Source organism: Lujinxingia vulgaris (assembly GCF_007997005.1).
Taxonomy (GTDB): domain Bacteria; phylum Myxococcota_A; class Bradymonadia; order Bradymonadales; family Bradymonadaceae; genus Lujinxingia.
In genome coordinates, this window is record NZ_VOSL01000028.1 from 14511 (window position 1) to 27643 (window position 13133).

The following is a 13133-nucleotide window of genomic DNA, read 5'->3' on the forward strand; positions in this document are numbered from 1 at the left end:
ACCCTGTGTTGGTCCGCCCCGCGAGGCTCCGGCGTACAAACACCGCGCAATCTCTAAATGTCCGAACGCCGCAGACGACTTCAAGTCGCGCCGGGCTCGCGAGGGCGCTCAAGATCGGAGCGCAGGGTCTCCCAATGCACGCGGCGCAGCGCTGTGACCGCCTCGCGATCATTGAGCAGCTCGCGCACGCGCGCGTCAGCGAGCGTCAGCGGGTAGTGGTCCTGACGCACCGCGCTCATGAGGTCGTCGTCGTTGAGCATGGAGGCCACGAGATCGCGGCGCAGAAAATCCGCCGCCCGGCCGTGCGCGCGCACCTTGTCGTGGGCGCCGCTCTCTGCGGCGAGTTGGCCACTCATCAGCGCATCATGCAGGCGACGCAGATCGGGAAACTGCCAGGGGGCGAGCACGTTGTGCTCGCGCACGAACTCAGCCGCCCTGCCCTCGCGCAGCCCCAGCGCGTTGTCGGGATCGTAGCGGGTCAGCGGCGTCTCGATCAGCACCACAAGTACCACCGCGAAATAGACCAGAATCAGCCCCTTGATGCCGCCGAGCCCGGCACCCGCGAGGCGATCGAGCTTGCCGAGCGTCTGGCTGGTCGCACGTAAAATTCTGACGGCGACCCACCCGGCCAGAACCACCCCAACATAGATCCCTACTGCCGCCATCAGCAGGCTCAACGCCTCAACGCCCGGGGTCGCAGGCCCGGGGGCGTCAAAGACGGCGTCGCGAACCCATGGCGAGATCCAGGAGGAGGCGATCACCACGGCGATGGCTGCGATAATGCGCACGATCTGGCGCAGTGCGCCCGAGCGCCATCCCAGCGCGACGAGCACCACCCACACAAAACCTGCGATCATATCGAGGGTCACAACATCCCTGAGCTATGCGACGACGCCGCGCTCGAAGCGCGCTCACCCCGCCGGCTCATCAGGCCGGGAGGGGACTCGAAGCGCCGACGCACCATCGAGACCGCTGACCGCTTCGGCGGGCTGAACCCGTTCCATCAACATGGCAAGCTGCGCCCCTTCGAGCACCTCTTGCTCTCTGAGGGTATCGGCCATCTCGTGGAGAAGATCCACATTTTTCTCCAACACCTCCAGAGTACGCTGATAGAGCACGCTGACGATCTGCTCGACCTCCGCGTCGATCTTCTCAGCGGTCTGATCGGAATACCCGCGAGCGCTGACGCCCATCTGCGAGAGGAAGGGGCTGGAGTCTTCGCCGTAGCTCAAGTTGCCGATGGCGTGCCCCATTCCGTACTCGCTGACCATACGCCTGGCGATGTCAGTCACCCGTTGCAAGTCATTGGCCGCCCCGCTGGAGACGTCGCCAAACACGATATGTTCAGCGGCGCGCCCGCCCAGCAGCATGCAGATGCGATCGTGCAGCTCGCTGCGCGTGACCAGGTAGCGATCTTCGAGGGGAACCTGCAGGGTGTAGCCCAGCGCGCCGATGCCTCGCGAGACGATGCTGATCTTGTGCACCGGATCGGCGTCACTCATAGCGCCGGCGACGATGGCATGCCCGGCCTCGTGGAAGGCCACAATGCGCGACTCCTTCTCCGAGAGACGGCGGCTCTTTCGCTCCAGCCCCGCCATCACCCGTTCGATCGAAGCCTGAAAGTCCTCCAACTCGACCTGCGACTTATTCTTGCGCGCCGCGAGCAAGGCGGCCTCATTGACGATGTTGGCCAGATCCGCACCGACAAACCCGGGGGTCTGCGCAGCCACCACGTCAAGGTCCACATCGGGCGACATCACCACGCGTCGGGCGTGCACCTCCAGGATGCGGCGGCGGCCCTTCTTATCCGGACGATCCACCACGACCTGACGGTCGAAGCGCCCGGAGCGGAGCAACGCCGGGTCGAGCACCTCGGGGCGGTTGGTCGCCGCCAGGATGATGACACCGCTTCGGGTATCAAAGCCATCCATCTCGACGAGCAGCGCGTTGAGGGTTTGCTCGCGCTCCTCATTGGACTGATATCCCGCCGCGCCGCGCGTCTTGCCGATGGCGTCGAGCTCATCGACGAAGATGATGCAGGGGGCGCTCTCCTGGGCCTGCTGGAAAAGATCGCGCACGCGCGCGGCACCCACCCCCACAAACATCTCCACAAAGTCCGAGCCGCTTAAGTTGAAAAATGGCACCTCGGCCTCCCCGGCGACAGCCCGCGCAAGTAAGGTCTTGCCGGTACCGGGCGGGCCGACCAGCAGGACGCCCTTGGGCACCTTCCCGCCCAGCCGCGTAAAGCGCGAGGGCTCGCGCAGAAAGGAGATGATCTCCCGCAGCTCCTCTTTGGCCTCTTCCACCCCGGCGACATCTTCAAACGTCACCCCGGTGCCCTCCTCGGCGTAGACGCGGGCGCGGCTCTTCCCAAAACTCATCACTGGCGAGTTGGAGCCCGGGCCCTGCGCGTTGAGCATCTGCATCCGGCGGATCATAAAGCTCCAGAAGATGAAGACCATCAACGCGCCGAGCACCCAGATCCACACGAAGCCGCCTTCGGCACAGCCGCTCTGCGGGGCGACGTCGACCACGACCTCCTGCCGCTCGAGCAAAGGGAGCAGGGAGGGATCATCGAGCGGGCGCTGCGCCTGCCACCGCTCGAAGTCTTCGGCGCCCTCGGCCTGACGCTCCCGGTTGAGCACCTCGTCGGTGGGCATCGCCACCACCTGGCGGTCGGAGAGCATCACCCGCGCCACCTCGCCACGCTCCACGCGCGCTTTGAGCTCGCTATAAGGCAGCGACACCACCGCGCCGGGCCCCTGAACCTGGTAAAAGATCAGCAGCGCCCCCAGCCCCACGGCCAGCGCCACCAGCAGGGTGCGCCAGGAGAGGCCCCCGGAGTTTGAATCCGCCCCCTTCTTCGGGGAAGGCGCGTTATTTGAGGACTCGGCCATCCATCACTCCATCCAGCGTAGCGTAAGCGCGCTTGACGGGCGCGCGACGGCTAGTCAACCTAAGCCCCTCCGGGTCCGGGTCAATCCATCCCGAAGGCCCTGTACCCCCGTCTCTGGAGACGTCTCGCATGCCCTATGCCCCCCTGAGCCGCTGCCAACTCGTCGTGATGGCGCTGGCGGTTGCCGGATGCTCCGACCCGCAGGAATTTGCCCGGATTGAGGCCGATGATCTGAGCCTGGCACCGGAGTGTGCGGCCGAGCGGTTTCCGATGGCGCCGGAGCTGCTGGCGCTGCGCCCTCGCGTCGACAAGCTGGGCATCTTTCTGCAGTCCGCCCCGGACATTCAGGCCCGACACGACGTGCTCTACATCGAACTGAGCAACCCGGACGACGATCTGGTGGGTCGAGACCTGCTCCTGGATCCCGACAACCCCGAGGCCGACGCCCGGGCTCGGCTGGCGTTTTTCTCCAGCTGCTTCCCGGCCCAGGATTCCTATGATGTGCGCGGAACTCTGCGCTTTGAGCTGCTCGACCGCGAGGCCGCAGGCGTGGTCGCCGGAGAGCTCACCGATGCTGTCGCGCTCGACGCGCGCAGCGGCGCGGTTGTGATCGACGGGCTGCGCGCCTCATGGAGTTTTCTGGTGCGTCGTGGCCCGCCTTACGAAGACTTCTACGCCCTGCCCGAGAGCCCCTGACAGGAGCAGAAAGCTCCGCCCCGCATTCGCGACGTCAACCCGGAGTGCGTGCGGACGCACCACAAAAAAAGCCGGCCCGAATGGGCCGGCTTTTTTTTAAAACTTACGCTTCGCGAGGCATCTCAGCCCTGGGCGCGCAGCTTCTCGAGGTGCTGCGCCAGGCGGCTGGCCTTGCGGGCAGCGCGCTTGCGCGGAATCACACCTTTGGAGGCAGCGCTGTCCAGCGCCGACTCCACGTTGCGCAGGCTGGTCTCAGCCGCGCTGACGTCACCGGATTCAACCGCGCTCAAGAACTTGCGAGCCTTGGTGCGCAGCGCCGAGCGCACGTCACGGTTACGATCACGGCGCACGATGTTCTGTTGCGCGCGCTTTTTAGCAGACTTTGAATTCGCCACGACGATCTCCTTGCTTCTCCCGACTGGGCGCCTCATCAACCGTGATAATGGCGACTGGTCATCGGGATGTATCGAAACGTTTAACGTGATTTAGACTTCAATCTCAGGGTTGCCACGAGCGTCAACGCCACCCTGAAAATCGGGTTACTCGCAGGACGCGAATAGGTAGCACCGGCCCCGGGGGCTGTCAAGCCAGCGATAACCCGGCGTGGAGCCCGCCGGCAACATAGACGAGAGCGCGGCGCATAACGTAAGACATCAAGCTATGAATAATCCTCGCCAACGACAACGCCCGACCCCTCTTCATACCCGGATTCTCGGCGTACGCGCGACCTTTTATGTCGCGCTCTTGGTGCTCGCGAGCTGCGGCCCCTACCGTTTTGCCAACGACACCGCACGCCCGGGTCGAGCCGTTGCCATCGCGACAATCGCCGCACCGGCCGAGCTCGGCCTGAACACCCCGGCGCTGCAGGCGATCCTGGCCGATCAGGTCTTCAGCCGCGGTCTGGCCGTCTCGGGCAGCGCCTCCTATCGCGTAAGCTGCACCGTCGGGGCCCATCGCACCACTGGCTTCGACCGCGATCTCGTCAGCGAGGTTGACGTGCGCTGCCCCCTGCTCTTTAACGAGAGCCTGCTGGAAGTCGTCGAGGCGATCGGGGTGAGCGCCGACGCCCTGGCTACCCACCAGCCCTCCTCTCTGGCCGCCCTGGAGGCCGTCGAGCGCGCCGAGGAGCTCGCCGTCGCCGACGCGCTGGCCCAGATCGCCACCCGGGTGGCCTACCTGGTCGATCGTCACCACCGCAATGAGACCTCCCCATGAGCAAACAAGCCGATCGCGCCCGACAGTTTTTTAAAGACCTGAAAAAAGGACCGGTCGCCCCGATCTACTTCGTCTATGGCGAGGAGACCTACCTCCTCGATCGCGCCGTGGAGGCGATCGTCGAGGCGGCCGCCCCCGAGGGCACCAACGACTTTAACCTGGACAGCTTTCAGGGACGCTCGGCCAGCGGGGAGGCCATCCGCTCAGCGGCCGAGATGCTGCCGATGATGTCGAAGCGCCGCCTGGTGGTCGTGCGCGACATGCAGGAGATCCCCCTCTCGGAGCTCGGTCAGCTCGAAGACTATTTTGCGAACCCCAGCCCAACGACCTGCCTGATCCTGCACGCCCGCACCGCACAGAAGAAGATCGACGGGCGCTCCGGCATCATCAAAAAGCTCAAGAAAGCCGCCGAGGTCTGCGAGTTCAAAGCCCTCTACGAGAACGAGATCCCCGCCTTTCTGGAGCGCCAGGCCGCGCGTCGCGGCATGCGCCTGAGCCGCCAGGTGATCCAGTACCTGGTCGACGCGGTGGGCACCGATATGGCGGAGCTGGAGCAGTCCCTAGAGAAGATCGATCTTTATGTGGGCGCCGCCCCCGAAGGCCAGGGCCGCCACGTCGACATCGACGAGGTGCAAGAGATCATCGCCCATACCCGGGTGCGCACCGTCTTTGACCTGACCGACGCGTTGGGCGCGCGCAACTATCAGCAGGCGCTCTTGATCATGGAGCGCATGCTCCTCGACGGGCAGTCCGCGCTTGTGATCAGCCATATGATCAGCCGTCATTTTCGAATCGTCGCGCGCCTTCAGGATCCGGCGCTGCGCTCGGCCAGCAACAGCGACGCGGCGCGCGCGGTGGGAGTCTCGCCATTTTTCCTGAAGGATTACCAGCGCCACGCGCGCACCTTTGCCCCCGATGAGCTGGCGTCTATCCTTCGCCAGATGCTGGAGGTGGATGTGGCCCTCAAATCCAGCCCGGTGCCCGACCGCGTGATCCTGGAGCTGCTCTTTGCCAGGATCTGCATGAAGGCGATCCCGCAGAGCGTCTGACCCCTTCCGTTGACTCTTCCCCGCCGGCGACTTTGAATGATGGTGATGCCCGAGGCGACCCTGGAGCACGAGCTTACGATCCTGCTGGAGGCGCGCGAGCGGCTCCCGGCGCTGGCTGACCGCCTCTCGGCCGGGACGCTCAAGCTGAGCCCTTCGCGCTGCGACCAGCTCAGCGGCTGGTACGCCTCTTTGCGGGATGATCCGGGCTGGCCGATCCTGGAAGCGGCATTGCGTTCGGTCTCGGCCTGGCCTCGCGCCTGGGAGCTTGCGCGGGAGGCCGGCTTCTCGGCGCGCACCTCTCACCACAACGCCCTGATCTTCTCGGAGATCGTGTTCGACGCGCTGAAGCGCGACGATCTCAGCCTCGCCGGCCACGTCTGGGGCGAGGCGCTCCAGGCGTGGGTCAATGCCGACGAGGGGTGGCTGGAAGACTACCTTCAGCACTGCTTACCGACGGCATCCGCCGAGGCGATCCGCGCCACCCGACGGGCGGCACCTGGCCCGGCGCTCGAGGCGCTCGAGCAGCGGGCGCGGCGCGCGCTCAACCTCGACGCGCTCACCGCCTCACCGGACCGCCGCGGGCTTCGTTTCGCACAGCATGCCCTGGACTGCTGCGATCGCGTCTTTGGCGAGGCGAGCTCCGAGTTGGCTGAGGGTGGTGCAGAGCTCACGCACACCCTCCGTCAGACCCTGGCCTCCGAGCTCACCGAAGCGCTGCACACTCACATTCAGGCCATCAACCTGACCCACGCCGACGCCGCCGAGCTCGTGGCCCCGCTGGAGGGCTTTGAGCAGCGCGTGCGCATTCTGAGCGGCCTCCCGGGATGCGATCTGGCCGCGTTGCGCGCCGGCCTCAACATCCTCTGGGAGCTGCGACGGCTGGAACGCGATGAGGCGATGGAGGCCCCCGAGCACCTGCTTCCGGCGCTCAAACCCTTTGCCGATCGCCTGGAATCGATCGCGCGAAAGGACCACATTGAGGCGGCCGGCCCCCTGGCCGACTTCCACACCTTTGAGGCCGAGATCGCGTTTAGCCTCGACACCCGCGAAGCGCACCTCCGCCGCGCGTTGACGACGTGCGAAGGCCACCGAAACGCCAGCCGCATGCTCTCGTATCTGATGCTTGAGCGTGCCAACCGCGATCTTCTCAAACTTGCGGCCACCCCCGAGCTCGGCGCAGCGATCGGTGCGGTGCGCAGGCGAATTGAGAGCGCGCTCCAGCGCGCCGAGGACGCGCTCCATGAAGCCCGGGAGCTCTACCCGGCCAACGAGCTGCTCGCCGACTACCAGCGCGATCTTCTCGAGGAGCGTGCCCGCTTTAACGTTCAGGGAGCCCCCCGTGAGTAAGCCTGCCTCCATCTTCGAGCGCTGGGATCTCGACCCCTCCCAGAGCCCCGCCGAGTTGACCCGAGCCATGCAGGAGCTGGCCCGCGCGCTCCCTCCGGAGGAGCGCCAGCAGTTGCGCGACGACTGGCGCGCGCTGACCACAAACCCGCAAACACGGCTCGCCCAGGCGCTGTGGACCCACCCCGGCGTCACGCTCCGGCGCGATCCCTGGGCCTGCATCGAGGCGCTTCCCGAGGTGCCCGCCCCCGATCTTCCCGATCTTCAGGCCACGCTGCACGACGCGCTGCACCTCGACGCCCGGCCGGGGGCTGCCCCCGCGCTCCGCCCCCCCTTCTGGCCTGCGCTTCGAGATCGTAACCCCGGGGAGACCCCATGAGACTGACCCCACCCTTCGGCATCGACCTGGGCACGACCCACAGCAGCGCGGCGATCTACCTCCCCGGGGCCGCCTCACCGCGGACCTTTGAGGACGACCAGGGCGCTCAGGTGATGCCCTCGGCGGTGGGCTTGAGCCCGGCCGGCGATCTTGTGGCGGGCCGCCCGGCCTACGCGACCCGCTTCGGGCCCACCCCGCCCTTGACCTCGTTTAAGCGCCGGATGGGACAGAGCGACGCGCTGGAGCTGGGCTCGCGCACCCTCACCCCGATTGAGGCCTCCGGGCACCTGCTCTCGGCGCTTGTGGCCCGCTTCGCCGGCCAACTTCAGGGCCATGTCGATCAGGCAGAGCTTCGCCTGGAGCGCGCGCTGATCACCATCCCGGCCTACTTCGACGTGACCCAGGCCGAGGCCACACGCCAGGCCGGCGAGCTGGCGGGCCTTGAGGTCATCGGGCTGCTTCAGGAGCCCACGGCCGCGGCGATGTTTTACAGCTGGAAGCACCGGCTTCAGGACGGCAACTTTCTCGTCTACGACCTGGGCGGGGGCACCTTCGACGTGTCGGTGATTCGGTGCCTGGCCGGGGAGTACCAGGTGCTGGGCATCGACGGCGACAATCACCTGGGAGGCGACGACTTCGACCGTCGCCTGGCCGGGCTCTTGCGAAGCCGCCTCAACGCCGCCGGTTATGCTCTGGGAACGGGCTTCGATGCGCCGGACGACCGCCTGCGCTTTGAACTTCTGACCCGTCACGCCCGCGATCTCAAAGAGGTGCTCAGCGCACAGGACGCCGCCACGCTGGAGCTTGAGGGGAGCTTCAGCGATCGCGAAGGCCGGCCCGTGCAGGCGCGCGTCGAGGTGACGCGACCGGAGTTTGAGCACGCCATCAGCGATCTGATCGAGAGCACCCTGGGGGCCTGTCAACGCGCGTTACATCAGAGCGGCGAGCAGGCTCGGGTGACGCTGGCCGACATCGACCACGTGCTTCTGGTCGGCGGCTCCACCCATGTACCGGCGGTTCAGCAGGCCATCGCTGACGCCTTCTGTGGCGAGGGCGTCTCGCGTGCGCAGGCGCCCCTGAGCGACTCCCCTGAGATGTGCGTGGCGCTGGGGGCGGCGCTGCACGCGGCGACCCTGGGTCGGCTGCGCATCGAGAGCAACGCCGGGAGCGCGGCCGTCGAGCTGGTCGACATCCCCTCGGGGCCGGGCGAGGCGTTAAGCGGGCAGGTGGAGCTGGCGCGCGCGGGGCAGCCCGAGGCGCTGGAGCTCCGAGAGGCCTCCGAGGCGCTGGCCCGCGCCCCACTCCGGGCGACCGAGGAGAAAGGCGTCTGGAACTTCTTTATCCCGGCGCTCCCCGAAGGTGTCTCGGAGCGCCCCACGGCGACCCTGGTCGACGGTGCGGGCCTTCCCCTGGCGAGCCTGCCACTCTGGCTTCCGCGTCGCGCCCCGGCCGAGCGCCCCGCTCCTGCGCCCGCGCTGAGCAACCCGGCGGTACTCTCCCGAGGCATCTTTTTGGAGGTCGTCAAAGACGGCAAGCCCTCGCGCCACACGTTGATCCCCCGCGGCGCCCATCTCCCCACGCGCGCCACCCATCGCCTGGCCACCGCCGACACCAGCGGCGCGGTCGTGCTCCAGCTCTTTCAGGATCGCCTGCCCATCCACACCCTGGTGATGCCCCTGCCGGAGCATACCGCCCCCGGGACCCCGCTGACGCTGGAGCTGGACGTCGATGAGACGCTCGCGATGAGCGCCAAAGGCAACATCGGCGCCCAGGAGTTCTGGGTGCGCATCGATCCGCCGCGTACGCCCCCCGACCTGGACTGGCCTCAGATCGAGGCGCTGATGCGCCGCGCCGAGACCGCCGCGCGCCACTTCTGGGGCATGGAGGCCCGCCGTTTTGAGCGCGATGTCTCCCCGCTGATCGCCGGCATTGAGGCGGCGGTGCATCAGGACCCGCTGCGCCTTCAGGTCCTCGCCAGGCGACTTGAAGCGCTGCTGGAGGAGTTCGCCCCGCGCGCCGAGCGCATCCCCGGCCGCGGGCGCGTCGACGCGACGCTGGATGGCATTCGTCGCGCCGTGTTCTCCAGCAACGGTGATGTCCAGGGCATCACCCGGGAATCGTGGCGCGCCCGCCTGGACCGTCTCTCCTCGGAGGTTGCGCGCGTATGGGACGGCTCCGATGACGCCGCCTGGCGCCAACTTGCCGACCGCGTGCAGGCCACCTATGAGACCGTCGTTCAGGACGAGGCGCGTTTCTTACGCGCCGATCCAGAAGGCCACGCCCGCCGCATGCTCGACACCTGCCAGACCCGCATGGCCCGCGTGCGCCGCGATCTTCGCGAGTTCGCGCTGAGCTCCGACGCCGACCGTCGCGCGCTCCAGCAGCGCGAGCTCGACAGCCTTACGCAGCGCCTCAACGACGAGGTGCTCACGCCCCTCGAAGAGCTCAAGGCGCGCGCCGACGCCATCCCCCTTACCCGCCAGACCGACACTCTGGAGGCGATCCACGTCGCCATCGACCACCTGGAGCTCGGCCTACAACGGGTGCGAACGCTGGGACTTCTCAAACGTCAGGAGAGCTGATGTCACTTCGCGACCGTTTCGACGAGGCGCGCGCGAGCTACTTCGCGTCACGCCAGCGCCAGCTTCGCCAGCGCGAGCTCTGGGCCGACGCCCTGGCCACGCTCGTCGACGAAGCCGACTGGCTCGTCAGACGCGGGGAGGCGTCCGAGCGCTGGCCGGAGCTTCTCGTCGAAGCCACCGAAGTCGCCGCCAACCTCGACGATCTGGCCGAGTATCGCGCCTTTCTTCATCATTTCGGCGATCGGCTGTTGCCGGAGGGGCCCGGGGCCGAAACGCGCCTATGGGACGCGCTCAAGCCCCTGGAAGATCTCAACCACGCCGCCACACTCCAGGCGCTCGGCGCCTGGCTCACCCTGGCGCGCCCCGACTCCGCCGCGGGCCCCTACCTGGAGGCGCACGCGCTCGAGGAGAGCAGCCACCTCACGTCCGGAGATCGTCTCCGGGCCGACCAGGCCTTCGCGCTGGCTGCTCGCCGCGCTCGCCACTCGAGGCCACACGCCGAGGACGATCATCCGCCGCTTCAAATCCATTGCGAGCTCCGCCGCGGCGCGCTCTCGCTGAACAGCGGGCTCAACCGAAGTGCAGGCCAGCAGGCCCTGGGGCAGCTCAACTGGAGCGCGTTATCGCGCACCGAGCAGCTCTGGATGGCCCACGCCCTCACGCATAGCGAGCGCTGGATCGACCGGGTCCGCGTCATCGATCTTCTGCTCGATGCGCTGCGGGACCGACCCGACACGGTGGCGCCCCCACAGGGTCAGGAGGAGCTGCGCGCCATCGCGCGTGAACTTCTCGGCAACGCCCCGCTCCAGCTTCACCCCACAGAGCGCGAGCGTCTCCCGGATCTCATCGCCACGCTCTTCGACGAGGCGGAGTGCGCACACTGGCAGCGCCACATCGAGGCCCGAGAACGCCTGCAGCACCTGGCGAGCGCACCGATCCCGAAGCCCGACACAGTCGAAGAGGCCACAGCGGCACTGGATCGCCTCGCGCTCGACGCCCCCGCGCGCTGGCGACCGGTGGCGCAACACGCCGCCATGCTCCTCAGCCCGGCCGAGTCGCTCGCCAACAGCCCGGTGCCGGCCGAGCGCGACCCTCTCTCCCACTTCTACGCCACGCTCGCGGAGACCCTGGCGAACCTCGCGCAGGGGCATCGTGGTGAGGGGCTGCTCCATCCGCTGAACGCTGCGGCCCGGGCGCTGGAAGACGACACCGGCGCGCTTCGCGCCCTGGCCCTACTCTGGCCCCGACTTCTAGAGCAGCCCGAGCTCACCTCCGACGAAGCGCTTCTGCCGGAGCTTGTGGACCTCGCCAGCCAACACGCCCGCGGCCCCTCCCCCTCCTATGGATGGTGGGCTCTGGCGGCGCACCTCTACCGCGTCGGGCTCCCGACCTGCGCTCTGCCCCTGGCCGAACGCGCGCGGCAAAACGGAGACCCCAGCGAGCGCGATGATATTTTTTATTATGTAAAATCATCAACCTTGAAAGAAGCCGCGTCCCGACGGGACGCGGCTCTTGCCACAACCTGGCTGACGCTCAGTCCTTGAGCTGGTGCATCCAGACTTCCTGCTGCGGGAAGGGGATCCCGATGCCGGCCGCGTCCAGACGGTACTTCACCTCACGGAGCAGCTTCGATCGCACCGCCCAGAAGTCCGCGGTGTTGACCCAGCCGCGCAGATCGAAGTCTACCGAGCTTCCACCCAGCCCGTTCATCGTGACCGTGGGAGCCGGATCTTGAAGCACCCCTTCCATCGACGCCAGGATATCTTCAAAGATGGCCCTGGCCTCGTCGATGTCCGCGTCGTAGGCGATGCCCGCCACGATATCGACGCGTCGGGTGGTCGCCTCGGAGTAGTTGATGATGGGATTACCCCACACCCCGGAGTTGGGGATCGTGATGCGCTTGTTGTCGGGCGTGCTCAGCAGCGTCGACACCAGCGTCAGATCTTTGACCGTCCCGGCGATCCCGTTGATTTCGACGTAGTGCCCCACATCAAAGGGGCGGTAAAGCAACAGCAACATACCCGCAGCGAAGTTCGACAGCGTATCTTTGAGCGCAAAACCCAGCACCAGGCCCGTCGCCCCCAGACCGGCGATCAACGCCCCGGTGTCGATGCCCAGGTTTCCCAGACCAATGATCAGGGCGAGCAACATCACCGACTTACTGGAGACATTGACGACAAACTGCGTGAAGAGCGCCGAGGGCTCCAGACGCGAGCGGTCGAAGCCCGCACGGACCGCTTTGCGAACAATGCGCGCGGCGATCATGCCCGCAACCACAATCAGCAAGAAGACCAGCAGGTTGCGCGCCAACGCCAACCCTTCGGTCGCAAGCCAGGCGCTGGCAGCATCGGTCAGCGTAGCGAAATCGAAATTCATACAACACTCCTTCCATCACGGGTCAACGACACAAATCCTCAAAGGGTGACGTGAAACGGTTACGATCCGCGCCACAGGAGGACTTCCAATGGGTTACGCAATAGACACGCCCCTTTGAAAACGCAAGAGCACAGGCGGCTTTACCGCGGGTGATCCGCCGGTCTAGGCTGTGCTGAGACGCTCTTCCACCCGACTTCGAGGTTATGTTGATGCCGCTGCGCAACCTGTTGATCCTGACGATGATCACGCTCGTAACGAGCGTGGTCGCCTGCTCCTCAACGCCTCCCCCTGCCAATGAGGTGCCTTCCTCCCAGGCCCCGGCGGAGAACCCGCGCGCCGAGGTGCTCGCGATGATCCAGGAAGCCAACGAGCTCTGGGAGGCGCGCCACACCCCCGAATCGCTCCGGCTCGCGCTGAGCACCTACGACGACGCCCTGGCGCGTCACCTGGATGAAGCGCTTCTCGATGAGCGCGCGCACTTCGATCTTCAGCTTCGTCGCGCCCGCGCCTACGCCTTCGCGGCAAGGGCCGCCCTGGCGGGCGACGCGCCGGCCTCCGCGGAGGCGGCCCGTGCCGCTCGCAGCGGTGAGGAGGCT

The 13133-nt window shown here is 66.9% G+C and carries 12 protein-coding genes; 8 read left to right on the forward strand and 4 right to left on the reverse strand.

Features of this window, described 5'->3' with window-relative positions; genetic code table 11:
• Positions 1–80: 80 nt before the first annotated feature.
• Positions 81–869 (reverse strand): CvpA family protein, encoded by a 789-nt coding sequence (locus FRC96_RS06600; RefSeq protein ID WP_146973716.1) that lies wholly within the window; start codon positions 867–869, stop codon positions 81–83.
• A gap of 42 nt (positions 870–911) precedes the next feature.
• Positions 912–2897, reverse strand: a complete 1986-nt coding sequence (gene ftsH / locus FRC96_RS06605; RefSeq protein ID WP_146973717.1) for an ATP-dependent zinc metalloprotease FtsH — start codon at positions 2895–2897, stop codon at positions 912–914.
• 128 nt (positions 2898–3025) lie between these two features.
• On the opposite strand from ftsH, the gene FRC96_RS06610 reads away from it, so the two are divergent.
• Positions 3026–3592 carry a hypothetical protein gene (locus tag FRC96_RS06610; RefSeq protein WP_146973718.1) on the forward strand — a complete coding sequence of 189 codons (567 nt, stop codon included), beginning with the start codon at positions 3026–3028 and terminating at the stop codon, positions 3590–3592.
• Positions 3593–3714: 122 nt separating this feature from the next.
• Here the strand turns inward: FRC96_RS06610 and rpsT are convergent, their stop codons facing one another.
• Positions 3715–3987 (reverse strand): 30S ribosomal protein S20, encoded by a 273-nt coding sequence (gene rpsT / locus FRC96_RS06615; RefSeq protein ID WP_146973719.1) that lies wholly within the window; start codon positions 3985–3987, stop codon positions 3715–3717.
• Between the two features lie 265 nt (positions 3988–4252).
• Here rpsT and FRC96_RS06620 point away from each other — a divergent pair, with 265 nt between their 5' ends.
• Genes FRC96_RS06620 through FRC96_RS06645 form a run of 6 tightly spaced genes read left to right on the forward strand, consistent with a single transcriptional unit; the run spans position 4253 to position 11705 of the window.
• Positions 4253–4807, forward strand: a complete 555-nt coding sequence (locus FRC96_RS06620) for a hypothetical protein (RefSeq protein ID WP_146973720.1) — start codon at positions 4253–4255, stop codon at positions 4805–4807.
• Positions 4804–5856 (forward strand): DNA polymerase III subunit delta, encoded by a 1053-nt coding sequence (holA, locus tag FRC96_RS06625; protein ID WP_146973721.1) that lies wholly within the window; start codon positions 4804–4806, stop codon positions 5854–5856. Before FRC96_RS06620 ends, holA begins: the two co-directional genes overlap by 4 nt.
• A gap of 36 nt (positions 5857–5892) precedes the next feature.
• Entirely contained in the window at positions 5893–7203 is a 1311-nt protein-coding gene (locus FRC96_RS06630) for a hypothetical protein (protein ID WP_146973722.1), read from the forward strand.
• Positions 7196–7579 carry a hypothetical protein gene (locus FRC96_RS06635; protein WP_146973723.1) on the forward strand — a complete coding sequence of 128 codons (384 nt, stop codon included), beginning with the start codon at positions 7196–7198 and terminating at the stop codon, positions 7577–7579. Before FRC96_RS06630 ends, FRC96_RS06635 begins: the two co-directional genes overlap by 8 nt.
• Entirely contained in the window at positions 7576–10161 is a 2586-nt protein-coding gene (locus FRC96_RS06640) for an Hsp70 family protein (RefSeq protein WP_146973724.1), read from the forward strand. Before FRC96_RS06635 ends, FRC96_RS06640 begins: the two co-directional genes overlap by 4 nt.
• Positions 10161–11705 (forward strand): hypothetical protein, encoded by a 1545-nt coding sequence (locus tag FRC96_RS06645; RefSeq protein ID WP_146973725.1) that lies wholly within the window; start codon positions 10161–10163, stop codon positions 11703–11705. The genes FRC96_RS06640 and FRC96_RS06645 overlap by 1 nt, the downstream gene beginning before the upstream one ends.
• On the opposite strand, the gene FRC96_RS06650 is transcribed toward FRC96_RS06645, so the two are convergent.
• Positions 11695–12537: a mechanosensitive ion channel family protein gene (locus tag FRC96_RS06650; protein WP_146973726.1), complete on the reverse strand. Its 843-nt coding sequence runs from the start codon at positions 12535–12537 to the stop codon at positions 11695–11697. The genes FRC96_RS06645 and FRC96_RS06650 overlap by 11 nt on opposite strands.
• 203 nt (positions 12538–12740) lie before the next feature.
• Between FRC96_RS06650 and FRC96_RS06655 the strand changes: the two genes are divergently transcribed.
• On the forward strand, positions 12741–13133 hold a 393-nt coding region (locus FRC96_RS06655), incomplete at its 3' end, for a hypothetical protein (protein WP_146973727.1).

Bases quoted from the DNA above. Each gene is read 5' to 3' on its own strand.
- ftsH (WP_146973717.1), bottom strand. From the start codon at position 2,897: ATGGCCGAGTCCTCAAATAACGCGCCTTCCCCGAAGAAGGGGGCGGAT.
- FRC96_RS06610 (WP_146973718.1), top strand. From the start codon at position 3,026: ATGCCCTATGCCCCCCTGAGCCGCTGCCAACTCGTCGTGATGGCGCTG.
- FRC96_RS06620 (WP_146973720.1), top strand. From the start codon at position 4,253: ATGAATAATCCTCGCCAACGACAACGCCCGACCCCTCTTCATACCCGG.
- holA (WP_146973721.1), top strand. From the start codon at position 4,804: ATGAGCAAACAAGCCGATCGCGCCCGACAGTTTTTTAAAGACCTGAAA.
- FRC96_RS06630 (WP_146973722.1), top strand. From the start codon at position 5,893: ATGATGGTGATGCCCGAGGCGACCCTGGAGCACGAGCTTACGATCCTG.
- FRC96_RS06640 (WP_146973724.1), top strand. From the start codon at position 7,576: ATGAGACTGACCCCACCCTTCGGCATCGACCTGGGCACGACCCACAGC.
- FRC96_RS06645 (WP_146973725.1), top strand. From the start codon at position 10,161: ATGTCACTTCGCGACCGTTTCGACGAGGCGCGCGCGAGCTACTTCGCG.
- FRC96_RS06650 (WP_146973726.1), bottom strand. From the start codon at position 12,537: ATGAATTTCGATTTCGCTACGCTGACCGATGCTGCCAGCGCCTGGCTT.